The sequence below is a fragment of the Corticibacter populi genome, from assembly GCF_004217315.1.
GTDB classification, from domain to species: Bacteria; Pseudomonadota; Gammaproteobacteria; order Burkholderiales; family Burkholderiaceae_C; genus Lampropedia; species Lampropedia populi.
The window spans coordinates 622,398-641,312 of record NZ_SGWR01000001.1 but is presented as its reverse complement, the minus strand read 5'-3'; the positions used below and the strand labels follow the sequence as shown (position 1 = coordinate 641,312).

The 18,915-nt window shown below is 59.4% G+C and carries 22 protein-coding genes; 13 read left to right on the top strand and 9 right to left on the bottom strand.

Translation table 11 applies throughout. The features are described 5' to 3' along the window. From EV687_RS02915 to EV687_RS02885, 7 genes are all read right to left on the bottom strand, one after another. A complete protein-coding gene (locus EV687_RS02915) occupies nucleotides 1-561 on the bottom strand; it encodes a gamma carbonic anhydrase family protein (protein ID WP_122226363.1) in 561 nt (186 codons plus the stop codon). Between the two features lie 143 nt (nucleotides 562-704). Continuing rightward, nucleotides 705-956: a membrane protein insertion efficiency factor YidD gene (yidD, locus tag EV687_RS02910; protein ID WP_122226362.1), complete on the bottom strand. Its 252-nt coding sequence runs from the start codon at nucleotides 954-956 to the stop codon at nucleotides 705-707. Continuing rightward, complete coding sequence (cysS, locus tag EV687_RS02905) at nucleotides 953-2,368, bottom strand: cysteine--tRNA ligase (RefSeq protein ID WP_122226361.1); 1,416 nt, start codon at nucleotides 2,366-2,368, stop codon at nucleotides 953-955. Before cysS ends, yidD begins: the two co-directional genes overlap by 4 nt. Beyond that, complete coding sequence (locus tag EV687_RS02900) at nucleotides 2,365-3,531, bottom strand: CobW family GTP-binding protein (protein WP_122226360.1); 1,167 nt, start codon at nucleotides 3,529-3,531, stop codon at nucleotides 2,365-2,367. The genes cysS and EV687_RS02900 overlap by 4 nt, the downstream gene beginning before the upstream one ends. Next, nucleotides 3,528-4,463 (bottom strand): GTP cyclohydrolase FolE2, encoded by a 936-nt coding sequence (folE2, locus tag EV687_RS02895; RefSeq protein WP_122226359.1) that lies wholly within the window; start codon nucleotides 4,461-4,463, stop codon nucleotides 3,528-3,530. Before folE2 ends, EV687_RS02900 begins: the two co-directional genes overlap by 4 nt. 71 nt (nucleotides 4,464-4,534) lie before the next feature. Then, complete coding sequence (gene zigA, locus EV687_RS02890; RefSeq protein WP_122227134.1) at nucleotides 4,535-5,725, bottom strand: zinc metallochaperone GTPase ZigA; 1,191 nt, start codon at nucleotides 5,723-5,725, stop codon at nucleotides 4,535-4,537. Between the two features lie 80 nt (nucleotides 5,726-5,805). Further along, nucleotides 5,806-6,210 (bottom strand): Fur family transcriptional regulator, encoded by a 405-nt coding sequence (locus tag EV687_RS02885; RefSeq protein WP_122226358.1) that lies wholly within the window; start codon nucleotides 6,208-6,210, stop codon nucleotides 5,806-5,808. A 249-nt stretch (nucleotides 6,211-6,459) separates the two neighbouring features. On the opposite strand from EV687_RS02885, the gene EV687_RS02880 reads away from it, so the two are divergent. From EV687_RS02880 to EV687_RS02835, 10 genes are all read left to right on the top strand, one after another. Then, nucleotides 6,460-7,158, top strand: a complete 699-nt coding sequence (locus tag EV687_RS02880) for a hypothetical protein (RefSeq protein ID WP_122226357.1) — start codon at nucleotides 6,460-6,462, stop codon at nucleotides 7,156-7,158. A gap of 183 nt (nucleotides 7,159-7,341) precedes the next feature. Beyond that, a complete protein-coding gene (locus EV687_RS02875) occupies nucleotides 7,342-8,241 on the top strand; it encodes a ParA family protein (protein ID WP_122226356.1) in 900 nt (299 codons plus the stop codon). Nucleotides 8,242-8,253: 12 nt separating this feature from the next. After that, nucleotides 8,254-9,951: a ParB family protein gene (locus EV687_RS02870; protein WP_122226355.1), complete on the top strand. Its 1,698-nt coding sequence runs from the start codon at nucleotides 8,254-8,256 to the stop codon at nucleotides 9,949-9,951. A 10-nt stretch (nucleotides 9,952-9,961) separates the two neighbouring features. After that, complete coding sequence (locus tag EV687_RS02865; protein ID WP_122226354.1) at nucleotides 9,962-10,531, top strand: STY4526/YPO1902 family pathogenicity island replication protein; 570 nt, start codon at nucleotides 9,962-9,964, stop codon at nucleotides 10,529-10,531. After that, nucleotides 10,528-10,956 (top strand): hypothetical protein, encoded by a 429-nt coding sequence (locus tag EV687_RS02860; RefSeq protein ID WP_122226353.1) that lies wholly within the window; start codon nucleotides 10,528-10,530, stop codon nucleotides 10,954-10,956. Before EV687_RS02865 ends, EV687_RS02860 begins: the two co-directional genes overlap by 4 nt. Nucleotides 10,957-10,968: 12 nt before the next feature. Then, nucleotides 10,969-12,669, top strand: coding sequence for a hypothetical protein (locus EV687_RS02855; protein ID WP_122226352.1), 1,701 nt, complete (start codon nucleotides 10,969-10,971; stop codon nucleotides 12,667-12,669). A gap of 191 nt (nucleotides 12,670-12,860) precedes the next feature. Continuing rightward, the gene (locus EV687_RS02850; protein ID WP_130466429.1) at nucleotides 12,861-13,283 is read left to right on the top strand and encodes a hypothetical protein; all 423 of its coding nucleotides are present in this window, start codon (nucleotides 12,861-12,863) and stop codon (nucleotides 13,281-13,283) included. 24 nt (nucleotides 13,284-13,307) lie between these two features. Beyond that, nucleotides 13,308-14,426, top strand: coding sequence for a PFL_4669 family integrating conjugative element protein (locus EV687_RS02845; protein ID WP_122226351.1), 1,119 nt, complete (start codon nucleotides 13,308-13,310; stop codon nucleotides 14,424-14,426). A 254-nt stretch (nucleotides 14,427-14,680) separates the two neighbouring features. Then, nucleotides 14,681-15,007, top strand: a complete 327-nt coding sequence (locus EV687_RS18870) for a hypothetical protein (RefSeq protein ID WP_122226350.1) — start codon at nucleotides 14,681-14,683, stop codon at nucleotides 15,005-15,007. Nucleotides 15,008-15,091: 84 nt separating this feature from the next. Further along, a complete protein-coding gene (locus EV687_RS02835; RefSeq protein WP_130466427.1) occupies nucleotides 15,092-15,436 on the top strand; it encodes a hypothetical protein in 345 nt (114 codons plus the stop codon). Here the strand turns inward: EV687_RS02835 and EV687_RS02830 are convergent. Continuing rightward, nucleotides 15,416-15,601 (bottom strand): hypothetical protein, encoded by a 186-nt coding sequence (locus tag EV687_RS02830; protein WP_130466426.1) that lies wholly within the window; start codon nucleotides 15,599-15,601, stop codon nucleotides 15,416-15,418. The two genes, EV687_RS02835 and EV687_RS02830, sit on opposite strands and share 21 nt — an antisense overlap. Next, complete coding sequence (locus EV687_RS18865) at nucleotides 15,591-15,737, bottom strand: hypothetical protein (RefSeq protein WP_162846531.1); 147 nt, start codon at nucleotides 15,735-15,737, stop codon at nucleotides 15,591-15,593. The genes EV687_RS02830 and EV687_RS18865 overlap by 11 nt, the downstream gene beginning before the upstream one ends. A gap of 41 nt (nucleotides 15,738-15,778) precedes the next feature. Here EV687_RS18865 and ssb point away from each other — a divergent pair, with 41 nt between their 5' ends. The 3 genes from ssb (at nucleotide 15,779) to EV687_RS02815 (ending at nucleotide 18,605) form a co-directional block, all read left to right on the top strand. Continuing rightward, nucleotides 15,779-16,195 carry a single-stranded DNA-binding protein gene (gene ssb, locus EV687_RS02825; RefSeq protein ID WP_122227132.1) on the top strand — a complete coding sequence of 139 codons (417 nt, stop codon included), beginning with the start codon at nucleotides 15,779-15,781 and terminating at the stop codon, nucleotides 16,193-16,195. A gap of 92 nt (nucleotides 16,196-16,287) precedes the next feature. After that, nucleotides 16,288-16,611 carry a hypothetical protein gene (locus tag EV687_RS02820; RefSeq protein ID WP_122226348.1) on the top strand — a complete coding sequence of 108 codons (324 nt, stop codon included), beginning with the start codon at nucleotides 16,288-16,290 and terminating at the stop codon, nucleotides 16,609-16,611. Beyond that, nucleotides 16,611-18,605 carry a DEAD/DEAH box helicase gene (locus tag EV687_RS02815; RefSeq protein ID WP_122227130.1) on the top strand — a complete coding sequence of 665 codons (1,995 nt, stop codon included), beginning with the start codon at nucleotides 16,611-16,613 and terminating at the stop codon, nucleotides 18,603-18,605. Before EV687_RS02820 ends, EV687_RS02815 begins: the two co-directional genes overlap by 1 nt. Nucleotides 18,606-18,915 lie beyond the last annotated feature (310 nt).

Below are 18,915 nucleotides of genomic sequence, written 5' to 3'. Positions count from 1 at the left end.
TTAAAACTCGTTCTGGATGCTCTTGTAGCCCCGCACCAGTTCGTTATTGGTGCGAGCCACGTCTTCAGAAAACTCGCTGGCGTCGGCCGACACCTGCGGCAGCGCGACCAGATCGGTGTCCGGGCCGATGCGCTCAGTGGAGCGCACGTAGAAGCCCGGCGGCAGGTGGACGCCATCGACCACCGCGTTGTAGCGAACCACGCAGCCGTCCTCGACCGTGCAGTTGAACAACACGCTGTTGAAGCCAATGAATACGCTATCGCCCACCGTACAGGGGCCATGCACGATGGCGCGGTGCGCGATCGAGGTGCGCTGGCCGATGGTGACGGCCGCACCCGATTTGGAGTGGATCACCACGCCGTCCTGGATGTTGGAGTGCGCGCCGATCACAATGGGGTCAATTTGCCCTTGGGCACCCATCTCGTCGGCGCGGATCACTGCATAGGGGCCGATGAAGACGTTCTCTTCCACGATCACCAGGCCACACAGGATGGCAGTCGGGTCAATGAAGGCACTAGGGTGGATGCGCGGCAGATCGCCGCGTGGGTTCTTGCGGATCATGAGGCTTTTCTGGTGGTTGGGACTTTTATGCCTGTAGTGGGTGGGCGCTGTGTGCAAGGGCTGCAGATTGCCTGGTGGCTGTCCGGTCATGAAACTGCGGTGACACACCAAGGTCGATGACACCATCCCCTGCGATCACAGCATCAAGATGATTCATGCTCATTTCCTATGGAAGGTGGCACTGGGTCGTAGCCGCCCGGATGCAGTGGATGGCAACGCAGCACGCGCCTTACTGCCAGCCACAGCCCCTTGAGTGCATCGTGCGTCTGCACTGCCTCGATCGCATACTGCGAGCAGCTCGGGTGAAAACGGCAACGCGGGCCAAGCATCGGGCTGATGAACAACTGGTAGCCGCGAATCGGCAGGATCACCACCTTGCCAAGCCAGCGCTTCATGCCGTCACCTCCTCGGCCACGGTCCAGGTGCTGCCCTGCGGCGTGTCCTGCACCAGAATGCCGATTTCGGCCAGTCGCTTGCGCAGGGCATCGGCGCGGGCGAAGTCGCGCTGTTGGCGCGCTTGCATGCGCTCGGTCACCAGTGCTTCGATCCGGGCAAGGTCGAGCGATGGCAGGATCTGCACGGAAGCAGACGCATGCGAGGTCTCCAGGGCGACGGCCGGCGTTTGCTGCAACAATCCGAGCAAGCGTGCGGAGGCCTGCAGGCGAGATTTGATTGGTGCCCGCTGGGCGTCGCTGCTGGCGTCGTCCAGTTCCGCCACCAAACCATGCAGTCGGGCCAGCGCACCGGGGACGTTGAGATCGTTGTCCAGTGCCGCCAGCACCTCGCTATCTGGCGCGGCATCGGGGGCGCCGGCAAGGTGTTCTACCTTCTCCAGGCTGCGGTAGAAGCGCGTCAAGGTGTGCCGTGCGGATGCCAGGCGCCGGGCGTTCCAGTCCAAAGGATGCCGGTAATGCGTGGTCAGCAGCGCAAGCCGGATGGCCTCGCCCGGCGCCTGCGTCAGCAGGTCGCGCACCAGCAGCACGTTGCCCAGCGACTTGGACATCTTCTGCCCCTCCACGGTGACGAAGCTGTTGTGCACCCAGGTGCGGCAATACAGGGTGCCGTGGGCACATGTACCTTGGGCGATCTCGTTCTCGTGATGCGGGAAGATCAGATCCTGGCCGCCGCCGTGGATGTCGATGGTGGTGCCCAGGTGCTGGCCGATCATGGCCGAGCATTCGATGTGCCAGCCTGGCCGCCCGCGGCCCCAGGGGCTGTTCCAGCCGGGCAGATCGGGCGTGGACGGCTTCCACAGCACGAAGTCCAGCGGGTCGCGCTTGTAGGGCGCGACCTCGACCCGCGCCCCGGCGATCATGTCTTGCGGGCGATGCCCGGACAAGCGACCGTACGCGTGCCAGGACGGCACGTGGAACAGGACATGCCCCTGTTCGACGTAGGCATGGCCGCGTGCAACCAGAGTCTGGATCAGGTCGATGATGGCGGGGATGTGCTCGGTGACACGCGGCTCCAGGTCGGGCGTCAACACTCCGAGGGAACGCATGTCGGCGTGGTAGGCGTCGATGTAGCGGGCCGTGATCGTGCCGATGGGCACGCCTTCGGCGGTGGCGGCGGCGTTGATCTTGTCGTCGACGTCGGTGAAGTTGCGGGCGTACACCACCTGCGGGTAGTGGTGCCGCAGCAGCCGCGCCAGCACGTCGAAGACCACGGCCGGGCGGGCATTGCCGATGTGGGCGTAGTTGTAGACCGTCGGGCCACACACGTACATCGTGACCCGATCCGGCAGCCCGGTGCGCAGCGGCTGCTTGGCCCGCGCCAGGGTGTTGTAGAGGCGGATGGGAGAGGTCATGCGGCGCGCTCCAGGGCTTGCGGTAATACCTGCCGGAAGGCCTGGAAGGTCGCCTCGATGGCTTCGCGATCCACATCCCGGGTGATGAACACCAGACGCGAGCGGCGATCCTCACCGGGCCAGGCCGGCAGCGGCACCGGCGGATGGAAGATGTGCTGCACACCGTGGACGACGATCGGCGCCTCGTGTCCTTCGACGTTGAGGATGCCCTTGACGCGCAGGATGTTGCTGCCAACGAAGGCCATCAGCACGTCCAGCCAGGCGGGCAGCATCTCCTCGGGAATCGGGTCATCCACCGCGAAGCAAAAGGCCCGGATATGATCGTCGTGGCGATTTACGTCATGGTGGTCGTGCCCGTCGTGCCCGTCGTGCTCATGCCCATGCGCGTGGCCGTGACGGTGGCGGTCGTCGTCGCCGTGGTCATGGTGGCCTTGGTGATGGTCAAGGCCATCATGCGCATGACCGTGCGGTGCGGATTCGGCATAGGCCTCTTCCCGCAACCAGCGCTCGACGTCCGGAGCCTTGCCTTGCACCGAGAATAAGCCCAGATCAAGCACCTTGGCCGGGGCGATTTCGCCGTTGCTCACGGTCCAGCGTGGCGCTGCAGGGTTGATGCCGTCGAGGCGGCGCAGCAGCGCGGTGCGCTGTGCGTCCGTGGCCAAGTCGTCCTTGGTCAGCAGTAGTGCGTCGGCCATCGCGGCCTGCTTCACGGCCTCGGGGTGGCTGTCCAGCGTGTGCATGCCGGCAGCCAGATCCACCGTCGTCACGATGCCGTCGAGCCGGTACTTCGGTGCGATTTGCGGATGGGTCATCAGCGTGTGGATAATCGGCGCCGGGTCGGCCAGGCCGGTGGTTTCGATCAGCACGCGCCGGAACTGTCGCTGGCCGCCCCGCGAGAAGCGCCAGGTGATGTCGCGCAGCGTCTGCACCAGGTCGCCGCGGATGGTGCAGCACAGGCAGCCGCTGCTCATCTCCATCACCAGATTCTCGGTGCTGTGGGCGACCAACAGGTGGTCGAGCGCCATCTCGCCGAACTCGTTGATGATGACCAGCGCGTCGGCCAGCTCGGGCTGGCGCACCAGATGGCTGAGTACGGTGGTCTTGCCGCTGCCAAGGAAGCCGGTTAGCAGGGTGACGGGGATCAAGGAGGATTTTGGCGTCATGCGAGCACTCCTTCGGCGGCCGGAGCCGCCCACGCCACAGCATCGTGCGGATGCAGACTCTCCAGGTGGCGAACATGGACAAGAGGCTGGGCATAGCCGACAGTCAGCGCGGCCTGAATACGCCGCACCGCATCTTCGACGAACATCAGGTTTTGACCATTGAGCGCCGCAAACGCCTGTTCGTCGGCGCGCTTGACCGCCGTCTGCACCGGGGTACCCACGGCCTGCTCGATGCGGTCGATCAATGTCAGCAATCCCATGTCTGGGGCACCTGCGGCAACATCTACCCCAACAACAGCTTCGCTACGCTGACTATGCGGAGTAGCAAGCGTGGCGTGACGGCGCAGCCAATCGGCAACTTCACTCACTTCGACCGATGGTTGACCAGCAAAGGCCCGCGTGAATCCCTGCTCAATCAGTTGCCGCGTCAGCGCGGCGGAGCATGGGCAGGTCGAGGAGTAGCCGACGGTCACTTGTGCGCGAAGAGTGAAAAACCCCTGTTTCGAGAAAGATCCAGGCCTCAGCGTTGCATCCAAACGCACCGGATAGGACTTCCAGCCGGCAAGGCCTTTGGTGACAAGTGCCTGGCGGCGAGCAAGCAAATCGAACTGCAACCGCATCCGTGCACTACTGGTGTTGCAGTCGCGATGGCTTTCCACTATCGCCTGCAGACAACGGCGCAGACCGACCGGCGACAGTGCCTCGCCATCACCCAGGTCATCCAGCAGCCGGTACAGCCGGGACATGTGAATGCCCTTGATATGTGGCGCGGGCAGATCGACCTGTACATCGCCGCGCGCATGCAACTCGCGGCGATAGCCGGGTTCGGACACGGTTAGAGGGAGGTCGATTCCCTGCATACCGACCCATCGCAGCGGACTCAATGTCGGCGATGTCTCGGTCAAGGAGATGTCGGGAAGTGATACGGTCATGTGCTCAAAGTTGTGTAAGGTGGGGCGTCGTTCCCCACCCGGCTCGAAGCACGGGGGAGAGGGGCTTGTCATCAGGACCAATCAGGAAAGGGGTTGTGCCAAGTCGTCCAAGTCGATGGACCTTGGGCCATTTCCTCGTCGGTCAGCAGGCAGGACTCCAAACGCGCGCGCAGTGCAGGCTCGTCCATATTCATGCCGATCAGTACCAATTCCTGACGTGCATCGCCCACCTGTTGGTCCCACTTGGCACGGATGAGGGCGATCGATTCCGGGTCTTGTGGCCAGCGCTCCTGCGGCACAGCCGCCCACCAATAGCCGGCGGGACCATGTCGCGCCACCGCACCCGCTTGTGACCAGCTACCTGCCAGCGACGGATGGCTGGCCAGCCAGAAAAAACCTTTGGAGCGCACCACACCTGGCCACTCGCTTTGCACCCAGTCGAAGAATCGCTGTGGATGGAAAGGGCGGCGCGCTCGATAGACGAAACTTCGAATACCGTATTCCTCGGTTTCCGGGGTGTGGGTGCCGCGCAGTTCCTGAAGCCAGCCCGGCGCTTGTGCAGCCTGATCGAAATCGAACAGGCCGGTCTTCAACACGCGGTTGAGCGGCACCTTGCCGAATTCCGAGACCTCAATGCGGGCGCGCGGATTGAGGCGATGCAGGATTGCCATCAGGCGCTCGCGCTCGGCATCGCTAATCAGATCGACCTTGTTGAACACGATCACGTCGCAGAACTCGATCTGGTCGATCAGCAGGTCAACCACCGTACGCTCGTCCTTTTCGCCCAGTGACTCGCCACGCGACTTGATGCTGTCGCGCGAGCCATAGTCGCGCAGGAAATTGAAGGCATCAACCACTGTCACCATGGTGTCGAGCTGCGCGACCTCGCCCAGGCTGCGGCCGTCCTCGCCCTCGAAGGTGAAAGTCTCGGCCACCGGCAGCGGCTCGGAGATGCCGGTCGATTCAATGACCAACTGGTCGAACTTGCCATCGCGCGCCAACCGATCGACCTCGACCAGCAAGTCCTCGCGCAAAGTGCAACAGATGCAGCCGTTGCTCATTTCGACCAGCTTCTCGTCGGTGCGAGACAGTTCGGCACCGCCGTCGCGCACCAAGTCGGCGTCGATGTTGACCTCTGACATGTCGTTGACGATGACCGCCACGCGGCGGCCCTCGCGGTTGTTGAGGATGTGGTTGAGCAGGGTCGTCTTGCCGGCACCGAGAAAGCCGGACAGGACGGTGACAGGGAGTTTCCTGGGCATGGTGGAATTCAAGGCCTGGGTATTCATCGTGGTAGGAAAAGAAAGAATCAGGAATCAGGGAAAGGAATCGGTGCCTGCGTTCAGCTCGCTGCGGCTTGCGGCTGACTGGCGCAGTTGGCGCAACGCCCGCGCAGCTCGATCGTGCTGTCGCGCATGGAGAAGGCGTTGTTTTTCATCCAGTGGCCCAGACATCGGCCAAGGTCAATGTCCACGAACTCGTCGATGTGTCCACAGTTGTCGCAGATGGCGAACGCGGTCATGCCGTGCCGACATTCATTGGGGTGGGTACAGGTGACGTATGCGTTCAGGGTTTCCAGCCGATGCACCAAACCCTGCCCGGCCAGACGCTCCAGCGCCCGGTACACCTGTGTCGGTGCACTGAAGCCTTGTTCGCGCAGGCGGTCGAGTAAGGCATAGGCGCTAAGTGGCCCACCGGCTCGCTCAAGCGTGTCTAGCACGCGCTGTTGATTGGCTGTTAGTTGCATGGCAATCTCCTGGAAAGTGCGACAACACCATTGGAACAAGTTTGCATTGATATGTTATAACATAACAAACAGATTAAGCAAGATTGAAATCAAACGGCCGGCTGTTGGCTGGAGGCTGCTTCATTGACCTGTCGTACCACTCACTCTGCATGGTTTGAAGAAAAGCCAATGGAGGTCACGTAGAACCCTTCGCTCGATTGCGCCTCGTGTTGGGGCGATGAGCAGTTGGCCAAGCTACCTAATCAGACCGTGCCGGGTGAGACCAAGAACGATCGGCTGTTCGACACCTGGCAGGACTATGGCCTCATCGAGCGCAACCCGCACTCGGGCCAGGCCATCTGGCATGTCGCCGTGCATGGCCAGGCCGCAGACGGCCAGGAGCAGGGCGCTTACACGCATTCGCTCTCGATGCTCAAGTTTCCTCTTGCAAAAGTGTTCGCAGATCCCGAGCATTACCCGGAGCCGATGCAGGGCTACATCGAGGTCAAGGAATCCAAGGATGGGGCATCCGTCCAGGAAGAGCCAGATCCTGCAGGCGCTGCAGCAACGGCTGACGATGGTGTCCTGAACACCGAACAAGGTCATGCCGAAGTCACCACACAGACCAGCACACAGAAGGCTGAATCAGGTTCGGGCAAGAAGCGCGAGCATGCGCCAGTTTCCAAACCTTCCGTGAAGGAGCCGAGTTTCAACAAGGCCGCCGCCGTGCGCGAGCCGGCCTTCAACAAGCCCAAGCCTGCAGCAGTTTCTGGTTCGGGCAAGCATGGAGCAGCGGAACGTCAGCCGGCTGAACCTGTTGCAACCCGCAAGGCCAACCGGGTCAGCGCCGAGGATGCGGCAGACCTGCTGGACGCACCGGTGTTCGAGGAGGCGATGGTGACGGCCAGAACGGCACCGGCGAAGCCGCCCGCAGCTGCGGCGAGGCCTGGCCAGCATGAGGATATATAAGCTTTGCTGGACGTAGACATTGGGCAAGGTAGTTGAGACCGAACCAGCGGGGATCCCCCGCTTTTTGAAAGCCTCATTTACTAGATACGATGTATATTTAACGACAGCTTGGTAATCCTTTGAAATCAATGAGTTGAGACTGCTACGCCGTTGAATGTATGAGTGCATTCAAAGGAGTCCAGCGTGTTCACTCTCTCAGTCGTAGCGACCAAAGGTGGGGTCGGAAAAACCACCATCGCAGCCCATCTTGCGGGCTTGTTTCGGGACATCGGTCTGCGCGTCCTTCTCATCGACGCAGACGTCCAACCATCCCTCTCCAAGTTCTTCGTCATCGACCATGTCGCGCCCCGTGGGTTGACCGACATGATCACTCGCGGCTACCTCGAGGAGGACTGCATTTCCACCGTGCAGCTGCCTCCGGCTGGCTTCAGCGGCAGTGCAGCCCGCATCGAGACAACGGGCCACATCGACATCGTCATGTCGGACACGACCGATGGACGCCTGCAAGACTGGATGTTCCAGCACCCGGACTACATCGTCCGCATTCGCATGGCCATCAAGTCGCTGATGGCCAGCAGCTACGACATCGTCATCATCGACACACAGGGCGCTGTAGGGCACCTGCAAGATGCCGCAGTCGTCGCATCCGACACCGTCGTTGCTCCGGCCAGTCCGGACATCATTTCCGCCCGCGAATTCTTGGCCGGTACAAACCGCCTCCTCGAACGCATCCAGTCTGCGGCCAACCTCGGTCTGCATGTCCCACCCGTCAAGGCCCTGCTCAACAGGTTCGAAAACACCAATGACAGCCGGCTGATGACCGGTCTGATCCGCGACCAGATGCCCAACATGGCGGGCCATGTCTACCTCATGGAGACAGAGGTGCCTTCGGCAGTGGCATTCCGAAAAGCGGCAACAGCTCGCGTGCCGGTGCACTGGATCGATCCACATCGTTGTGGCGATGTCATGCATCGCCTGATGTGGGAGCTATTGCCATCACTCGATGGCCGCTATGCCCCCAATCATCGCAACCATAGCCATGTGCCTGGTGCGGTTGACGCTGCCCAAGCGCAGAAGGATTAAGGGGATGCGGCCATGCGAACACCCGAAACGCTGACTGCCGCAGCACGTGCGGCAGCTCTCAATCTTGGAGATCAAACCTTGAGCAAGGACGACAAGGCCAAAAATGCCGCGCGAGATGCGCTGCTCGACGGCCTGAACGCACGCAACGCGACCAAGGACCTCGATGCCCACGCGGATGTCGATGATTCGATCATGTGGCTCGACCTCAAGGACATTGAGCCCTACAAGTACAACCCTCGGTCGAAGCCCAATCCTCGCTATAACGAGATCAAGGCGAGCATCAGAGCGGATGGCATCACCAACATGATCTCTGTGACGCGTCCGCCCGGTGTGAAGACGTACAGCCCCTACGGCGGCGGCAACACACGGCTGCAGATCGCCAAGGAGCTCTTCGCCGAAGGCGACATGCGGTTTTCGCGCTTGATGGTGAAGGTCAAGACCTGGCCGGGCGAGGCCGCAGTGATCTCTGCCCACCTGTCCGAAAACGAGAACCGCGGAGACATCTCGTTTTGGGAGAAGGCCAAAGGTGTGGCTGCCTTCAAGAGGGAGTACGAGGCTGAGCATGGCAAACCAGTCTCGGTTGGAGAACTGGCCAAGGAGCTGAAGAAGCGGGGGCTGTCCTATGGCATCAAGATGATCCAGAACTTCGAGTTCGCTGTGGAGCATCTTGAACCGATCGGGCCGTGGTTGAAGACAGATGAGCTAAATATGGTCATAAGGCCATCATTGGCTGCATACCTGGAGCTCTCTAATAAACTCGACAAGGGAGATGCCGTTCGCAAAGCCATCCAGGACCAGCTCAGGATCTATGGCGAGGACCTAGAGGCCACCGAACTGGTCAACGCAGACCTCGATCCTGCCGAACGCCAGCCTGTCGCACTGGATGTCGATGATCTGCTGGCCAACCTCCAATCAGAGGTTGCACGGGCGCTGGGTTTCGACCAGGACAGGCTGACGGCTCTTGCTGAAGCGCTGGCTCAGAACCCTCGACTGAGCATGCAGGATTTGCTGCAGGCAAGAAAGCCTAGCCCGCCTAGCCCGAAGTCGTCGGTGCCAGCCCCACAACCGCCAGCTTCTGAAAATGGTGGCATGGGCCCGCAGCGGCAGCTTGGTCCGATGCTCGCTCCGGTGCCGAAGTCGGCGGGAACGCAGAACCTGCAGACAGCCTCGGCAAGCACATCGGATGAATCCAGTGGTGTTTCCGCATCGGCTATCGATAAAGCCATGGAGCGCGTGCATGTGGCAATCACCGCGCTCAATGAGTTGGTTCCCATCCACGATTTCCTCGTGGGCTGTGCCGAATTGCCGCTGGGTTACTACGTGGAGATTCCGCAAGCGCTGGATCGGCTCGAAGGCGAGGAACTGATCGAGCCCATTCCCGCACTTCGCCAGCATTTGTGGGTGTTCCTGGCCATGGAGTCAGGCCAGTTCTGCGCAGCGCTGGCAGCACGCATTCCTGTTGATCCTGAATCGAACTGGACGCACGCCATGAAGGGCGGCGATGCCGTGATGGCCGCAATGTGCGCTGACCGTGTGCGGGCACAAGTGTCGGATGGCCGCTTATGGACCTCCAGCCAGGAGCATTTGGAACTCCTTGCGCATGAGCAGGTGGGCCCCATCGTCAATGACTTGATTGCCGCTTTTGCTGCACTGCGTGCATGCAATCCCATTCAGGTGGACTACCGGCCTCTGTTCTACGTCGAGCCCTGAAAGTCCGGCCATGCTCTCGATCACTGTCTCATCACAAGCAATAGTCACCTTGGTTTTGCTGGAAATAATCCAGAAAATCGAAACAAAAAGTGGGCTTGATGAATTGCTCCGCAACGGCTGTGACGCAGCATCCATTGATCTGCTGCGGCGCCGGCCAGCGCGAGACCTGAGCGATATCGCGCCATTCCTTGCCCGATCGCTGCTCTTTGCTATCGACATGGATGAGGTACGCACGTGTCTTCTGAGACTTGATTCGATGCGCCGTACCCAACAGCAGCTCGAGTATTTCGTCAAGCACGGAGCCAGCCGACAGATGGTCAACCAGTTGTTCTCCGTTTCGCAGTCCGATGTGCGAGCGATGCAAGAGATGTTGATTGGGCCCTCCCGCGGCCCTGGTCGGACCTCGCTGCCCAAGACATCCGAACGCGATGAGATCCACCAGGACTGGCATCGCATCTCGCTGGCCCACACAGGACTGCGCGAGCAGCTTTATCACCTGCACATGGAGCATCCCGACTACACGATCGAGGCGCTCTGGCAAACGGTCAATGAATTCAACGCAGACCAGGAGGTCGCATGACACAGCCGGGCCTGAAACCATCATTCGAGCTCGCCACGGACGTTACGCCAGATGACGTGCTGCAGAGCATGCTGCTGGATTGGTTCGGCCAGGTGCCGATCACCATCCATCGGCCCTTCGTGGACATCACCGGCAGCGTGCTTGCTGCGCTCTGGCTCTCGCATGCCCTCAATCGCCCTGTGGCACTGGATTCCACGTCGGCAGAGGTCGTGATCGAAATGACTGCGGCGGAATGCGAGCTGGCTACCGGAATCACCCGAGCGCAGCAGCAGACATGCCGTCGCATTCTTGCCGACAAAGGCATTGCCATCGAGGAGCGCTCAGGTCGGTCGATCCGATACCGCATCTACACACAGCGCATCCTCGAATTGCTGCAAATCCAGGCCAGGCCATTGGCCGAGGCCATGCGGGGCGGGCAACGCTGACGGAATCCAGAGATGGCACTGCCAGCGATTACTCCACCTCACGACCGTCAGCCAACGGGCGGTTCGGCGATCTCATCGCCGACACCAGCCAGCACTGTCGGCGAAATCTTCTCTCATCTCAACGAGCGCGGCTATGTTGCGTTCCATCCCACGCTGGCCCAGGGCTTTGGCTACAAGGCAGCCATCTTTCTCGGTCTGTCCTTGTACTGGATGCGCAAGAGCCTGCGTGACCGGCCGCGTGATCAGGGCTGGTTCTTCATGACCGGCAAGCAGTGGGAAGACGCCACCGCACTTGGGCGACGCGAGCTCGAAACAGTGCGTGCCTTGCTCGTTGATGCGATGGTCCTCGAGGAACGGCTGCAGGGCCAGCCGGCCCGCATGCATTACCGCGTGCGTCTGTCCCGTCTCGCCGAGCTGCTGGGATACACCACAGGCCTGGCACCAACGCTGGAATCAACCCAAAGCTGGTTTACCTACTGCATCAGTTACTACAAGCCGTTGGCGGATCTGACCGGGAGCCCGGCCAGTGGCCTCTACCTGAGCTATCTGCTGGCCAGACACCGGACAGCCGCGATCGGGGGGCAAGTACATGCCGAGATCATGCATGTGTCCCAAGACACGATCATGCGCGACTTGAGCCTGACGCCGAAGACGCAGCGCAATGCACGCGACCGTCTCAAACGAGCAGGATTGATCCGCGAGACTGGCAGGGACAAGGTTGTCATCAACCTGCCAGCCATGCTGGTGTGTCTTCAAGGCCAGACCATCAAACCATTGAAGGCCAGGAACGCACTGAAAGCCGGTCGCAGACATGATGCCATTGACGTCGCTGGGGCCTCAGGATTGCCCCCTTCGAACAGTCGGACGGGAGGCCGCATCCAGTCGCTGAAGACGGCACCTGCACTGCAGCGGACTCTCGACCTTCAACCTGTGGCGTCACTTTCCATTGTCAGACCTGTGCGGCCCGCATTCCTGCGGGGAGATCTGATGCTCGACTTTGTTGCGCGTGCGGCCGGCAGACATGTCGGAAATCGACACGTCGACCTGGGGCCGAACGGGATGGGCAATAGCGATCAAAGCGGCGTATCCAAGATCGGAGCTGGGCAACTTGCCCAAAACGCCAAACTGGAAGTGCCCAAATCGCCAAACTCAGTTGCCCAAAACGCCAAACTGAAGTTGCCCAAATCGCCATCCCATATACAAATAGGTATTACAAATACTACGACAACGACTCGCGCACATGGGCGCGACGAAGGTCGTCGTAGTCGTCGTCTGGAAGATTCTTTCGGACCGGGCCAAGCGCAGTGCAACGCTGCGTCGCTTTCCGCAGACCTGATCTATCCCCCAAGCATCGAATCCGCCTGCCTGCCGTCCATCAACGATGTGCTTGTTCGTGCAGCGCCGGACATCCGCCAGGCATTGCTCGACGAACTGCAGGGACAACTGCTCACAGGCAAGACGATCCACAACCCGGCCGGATGGCTGCATGGACTGCAGCGAGCCATGCAGAAGGGTGCCGTGCTCGCGCTGGCCGCGCAGGTTGCCACGCAGCGTGAGAAGCAACGCAAGTTGCTGGATCGCCAGCAGCAAGCGAATGCCCATGCCTCGGTGGTGGATCAATCACGGACTGAGGAAGCCGGGGATGACGCGGTCAAAGCGGAGTACCTGTCAAAGCTGAAGGAACTGCGCAATCACTTTGGGAGGCGGAAATGATTTGGCATGTGTCCCGGAGTGGGACAACCGGTATGGCATACCAAGTAACCCGGAATGGGTCAACCGGTATGGCATACCAAGTAACCCGGAACGGGTCAACTGGCAAGGCTTGCCAAGTAACCCGGAACGGGTCAACCGGTAAGGCTTACCAAGTAACCCTGAATGGGTCAATGCGATAAAGGAGAAATGAATTGAGCGAATCGATAACAGCAAACCAAACTGGCAACGACCTGTTCATTCATCTGTTGCTACGCCTACGCAATTTCAATGACGCAGCAGTACTGTGGATATTCATCAAGAACCGCTGCGACGTGGAAGAAAGCGCAACGACAGTGGGTGATCTTCATTTTGATGAGCTTGGAAAGACGGTGGCTAAAACAAGCATTCAGCGTTCAATTGGAAAACTGGCAATGGCTGGCTACATCACCGTTCGTCCCTACAGGAATTCTCGAACCATGGTCGCCGTCAACCGCGATGCGGTACTTGACCTGTTGCGGCAACCGCTCATCAATGCTTTCCGTTTGCCTGGCCTGAGCCAGAAAGAGTTTCCGTTTCTGGATGCCTGGAATGCAGACCCGCAGGCCATGGAATCTGCGCGCTCTGAACTTTATTAATCCCCATTGCCAAGGAATTGAATCATGGCCACGAAAGAAAAACGTCTGTCTGACATCGACATTGCCAAGGGGTTGTCGGCCCGCATCGAGTTTCTCACCGCCGACAACTCTCCATTCAGCGATGGCTACTCGATTGAAGAAGAAGAGAAGTTCTTGCAATCGGCTGAAATTGCTGAAGACGATCCGCTCTATGACCGCGTCATTGAGCTTGAAGATCGCAAGGAGCGCCTGGAACAAATGCGTGCCGAGCATGCTGCCCGCAAGGGCGCGGATGTGTTGGTCAAACCATCAGAGGCTGCGGCATTGGGTGAGCTGGGCCGTCTGGTTGACGAGGGTGTCGACAAGATGGAACTGCACACCATCGAGGCCGTGCGTATGTTCATGGGACGTCGCCGCGCACCTGGTTCTGAGGCCGCGCCCATCATCGGCGGCCGGCGCGTTGCGGCTGCCTTGCGCAACCTGTGGCTGCTCACAGCCAATGACAACCCGTATGCCGATTGGGCACTTGTGCGGCATGAACATTCGATGGAAGACCTTCGCAAGCTGGTGGTCGAAGAGACGCGCAGAGGTGAGGAACTGCTCGGCGCCTCGCGCAGCCGAGGCATCAGTTTCGCCATCGTGCGTTCCGAAAAGCCTGCCAGCGTGAACCTGGGGTTTGGCTCGCCCTACGGCTACGAGGTTGCCCCATTGATTGCGGACTTCGATCTGTTCGTGCGCGTGATGAAGACGCTGGAGCGCAAGTCCCTGAAAACCGACGAGGAAGTTCGCGCCTTGATTGCGCGGGTCACACGCTTGATCCGTGGCACTTGGAACAGCACGGAGCGATTTTCGACATGGCTCACTCGTCAAGAAATCGTTGCGCTCAGTCGTCGTGACTTTGCTGTCCGGGATGCGGACGAAGCTGCGGCAAAACGCGTGGAGTTTGTCACGCAAGTGTTTGGTGTGGTGCAGGCCTCGATCTTCACGACCGAGCTTGCCCCATCGCATTCTCGCCGCCGCTTCAGCATCAGTCCGGAAGAGCGCCGTTTGCTGCTGGAGATTGGGGCACGCCTTGCGGCTGGCGAGCAGGAGGCTGCCTCAGTGGCAGATGGTGATGACGCTGGGGCAGGTCGGGATGGGCAGGAATCTGCCGCAATGGCTTGAGGCAGGGCGTTCGAAGCTGGGGCAGGGGTAAGGGCTGGGTGGAGAAAGGGATGGCGATGAAAGGGCTTGTGGTGTTGAAAGGGGCGCGAGAGCGGAAACGCAGAAGTCCTGATGTCAATGTGACGGCATGGGCACGCGAAGCTGCGGCAGATATTGAGTGTCAAGAACGCGTTGACACAAAGGCCTTTACGGGTAGGGGCAAGCACCTGGCCCTGAGGCAGGAAGTTGACAGGCTAGAGAGGCTGGAAGGTCAGATGCGTGACCTGGTGGCGGCATCCAGGGCTGTGCCAGGCCTGCAGATCGCTTTCATGCTGCACGTGCGCAAGGAGAGCGGCTACACGTTCCTGCGCTGGCGTGAGCGTGGTGTCAGCAAGCGGCATCTGAGTTTTGAGGATGCGGCCGAGGTGTGGGCGAATTACTCAGGCGACCTGCGTCATTGGTGCGAGGTTGCATCGTCCCAGGCCAAGGTGCTCAACGATGAGCACAAGCAGTGCCGCGAAGAGCTGCGGAGTCTGCGGGAAAAGATTGGAGAGAACCCGGCGCCGGTGTTGCCGAGATCGCCGCTGGCGGGATGGCGGTGAGCCAGGTCCTGTTTTGACATCCAAGAAGCGAACTTTCGTTCACTGCTTATTGTTCACGCAACGCTAATTAACTGGAGTGGTTTTATGAACGACGATTACCCATTGATGCTGGTAACAGCTTTTGCCGTTAAAAATCTTGATGCATTCAGACAGGCAATTTCAGAGCATCCCATTGAATTGCAATTAGAGACTTTGCGTTGGATTTCTTCGACCATGCATCGGTATGCCGATGGAAAGGAGAAATATGACTTTTACGTGAAAGTTGGGTTGAATGAGAATTCGATGTTCAAGGAAATTTTGGAAAAGATGAAGAATGATTTTGAGAAAATAAAAAATGAGGAGGCAGAAAAGAAGTGGCTGGATGTATTGAGCGGAGACCCTGCTCACCACCCACTTCCCGGGCTCAAATCAAGGCTTCATGCGAAATAACAGCCTTCCCACATGTTCGTAGTGCTCCTCTGGAGTGGCCCCCAATGCAGCCTCACCTTTAGCGAAAAGTGCCAATGACCGAATGGCTTCAAAGGTTTGCTGGCGGAATTCGTCGAATTCCTCTTTGGTGATGTACTGCGAGTTTTTGCTGTCTTCAGTGTTCATGGAAGAAGTCCTCATAGGTTGGTGTTGATGAAGTTGCTGCCACAGGGTTGTGGGCCACATGGGCAGCAGCAGGATCATAGCGAGGACTTCTTCCGCCATCAAACTGCGTTGACACCGGTGCAATCAATGCAGTCATTTAAAGCACCATGATTTTTCAACTTAGCAATGGAGGTAGATATGGCATCGCTGAATAAAGTTACTCTGATCGGTAACCTTGGACGAGATCCTGAATTAAGGACATTCCCGGACGGTGGGCGTGTTTGCAACGTGTCTCTGGCGACTACGGAGACATGGAAAGATCGAGAAACTGGCGAGCGTCGAGAGCAGACAGAGTGGCACAACGTGGTATTCAATAACAAGCTGGCAGAAATTGCTGGTGAGTACCTTGAGAAAGGTTCTTCCATCTATGTCGAAGGCAGGCTCCGGACGCGGAAATGGCAAGACAAAGATGGCGTTAATCGCTACACCACTGAGATTCGCGGTGATTCAATGAAAATGTTGGGTAGCCCTAGAAAAGGCAACAATTCCGATGCTGAGGCTGCCGCTGCTGAGGGCAGCGACCATCCAGACTTTTCTGACGAAATTCCGTTCTGAACCATAGGTTATTGGTGTATCAAAAGTGCTCCTCTACTCTCGCCGGTAGAGGATATTTGGATCAGAGATATTCCGCCTTTTGGGAGATATAAATGAAGAAAGAGAAGGTCGAGGGTGTTGTGCTGGATGACGGCCTCTACTACGCCGTCCTGGAGCATCCGGTTCAGGAGCCTGACCAAACGTCAGGATTCCTGCATGTGCGAAGGTGGCCTGGGTGCAGGCTGCTCGGCGAGGACGAGTGCGTCGGCAGTGTGCTGCAGTTGCCGGATCTGTCCTGGGAGGCGCGGCTCTTTGTCGGCTATGACGATGAGACGAATTCTGAGAGCTTGATGGTCGGCCAGTATGACCTGCAGCTCGATGCTCTTGTCGCTCTCTGGCAGGTGCGCCGCCATGGGACGGTCGATCTCTCCTATTGATGTTTAAGCCGGTTGTCCTGAAGCCCCCTGAGCTGCTACTGAATGCAGCCAGTGACGGACGCCGGATTGGGTTGCAGCTGACCCATGTTCCTGGCCTGAAAAAGCCACTCGAAGCCTTTGGGGCATGGTGGTGCGGTCCACGGCGAATGTGGGTGCTGGATCGCTTGCAGCATGGCTTTCTGGTCGAAGCGCTGCAGCGGGCCTATGCAGGCCAATATGTGGATCTGGATGCTGCACCAGGTCTGCTCAAAACCGCGTTGGAGGCCCCAAGCGCGGACTATTTCACGCAGCTGCTCGATGTCCAGATCTTCCCACTGGCCCGCGGCGAGCTCGAGCGCGGTCGTTGGGCTGTCAGCTTTGCATACGACAAGCATTGCGTGCGGGCCATGCACGCGCTCGGTGGCTACTTCCAGCGAAACGCCAGCGCATGGCAGGTTCATGGCGGCCCGGATGAGATCCTGCAGGCGCTTGCCGAGCATGCGGGCATCGAGGCCGAATTCGTCTTCATCCATGAGCGCCCCGTTGTCCTGGAAGATCTGTCGACTGGATCGTCGGGCCCATCTCCCATCCAGGTGCCTGGCGCAGCGCCAACATTTGGTGAAGGGGGCGGAGCAGAAGACGAGGCTGGCACAGCGTTCATCTCGACAGACCGGGAACGTGATGCCGATTTGCCCTTCGATCGAAGCGTCCTCGCGGACCTGCTCCAGCGGGAAGTGCTGCGGGACTATCAGGCCGTGGGCGTTGAGCACTTGGTGCGTCAGTCAGGTGCCTGCCTGGGCGATGACATGGGCCTGGGCAAGAGTCGTCAGACGGTTGTGGCATTGCGCCTGGCTGCAGGCCGGGGCAGGGTGCTGATTGCCTGCCCTGCGTCATTGCGCCTCAATTGGGAGCGTGAGATCCGGATGGTCTACCCGGATGCCAAGGTGGGCATGCTGGGCGAGGATCGCATGGCCACGTTGCATGCCTGCGATTGGGTGGTCGGCAACTATGAGCGCATGGGGGGCCTGGTGCGTGAGGTCGGGCTTGATTTCGCAGCCATGGCCGTCGATGAGGCTCACTATCTCAAGGAGCACCGATCCGGCCGCACACGCAACATGTTTGTGCTTGCGGCGCGGATTCCGCGTGCTTACGTGGTCACCGGCACGCCGCTGCTCAACCGGGAAGTGGAGATGCACACGTTGCTGCGCATCACTGGCCACGAGCTGGGTCGGCTGCCGCTTGCGGATTTCCGCAAGCAATATGCCGGCAGCAGCGAAAAGCGAGCGGCGCTGGCCGAGGCCATCAAGGGCTGGATGCTCCGGCGCAGTAAGTCAGTCCTGAAGGATCTGGGCACCAAAGAACGGCAGCTGCGCTACATCTCGCCGGCAGAAGGCCTGGACGGCTACAAGTCGATCTACGGCGACATGACGCTCACGGCGATGCCGAAGATCGTCAAGCTGCGGCGAGAGCTTGAGACGCTCAAGATCCCGTTCCTGGTCGAGACGGTCGAGGGTATGGCAGAGGATGACAAGATCATCATCTTCTGCGAGTACATGAGTACCGTGGAGGCGCTCAAACAGGCCCTGGCGGCGATTTCAGTGAAGTGCGTCAGCCTGGTAGGCAGTGACTCGGCCAAGAAGCGTCAGAAGGCTGTAGACACGTTCCAGGAAGATCCGGAGACGAAGGTTTTCATCGGAACGACGTCTGCGGCCGGCGTCGGGATCACGTTGACGGCAGCCAACATCGTGGCCTTCGCCTCGATGCCATGGACGCCGGCACTCATGCGTCAGGCAGAGGACCGGGCTTACCGCTTGGGCCAAAAGCGCGATGTGCTGGTCCTGGTGCCAATCATTCCCGGAACGATAGACGAGGGCGTGCTGCAGCTGCAGGAGAACAAGCGGAATACCGAGATCGAGGTTGTGGAGGCTGTGCGTTGCGCTCTGCCGGAGACTCAGAAGGCTCAGGCAGAGGTGCCTGAAGCATTCATAGAGGAATTGGAAGTGGTGGAGGCTTGACTATGATTTGCCAGATGTTTAAAACTGGTGTTCATTGATTGTCTTCTCCGGTGTGAAGCCAGCCATTTAATATCTGACGAAATTATCAAGGATTAATTGTCTTGCATTATGGTGTCAACGCTGTTTGACAGCCTGAAAGTTCTGCACTAGCATTTGAACTGTGAACCGCCGATAGGCACCGCGAAGCGTCTTAACTCCTGAGAGGCGCACGCTCGAAAGAGTTGGAGTTTTCTTGTCATTGCAACCCGGATGGGGAATCTGCTTCCCCATCCTGGCCTCACGGTCGGCTTGGTGTTGCCGATCTCCTCGT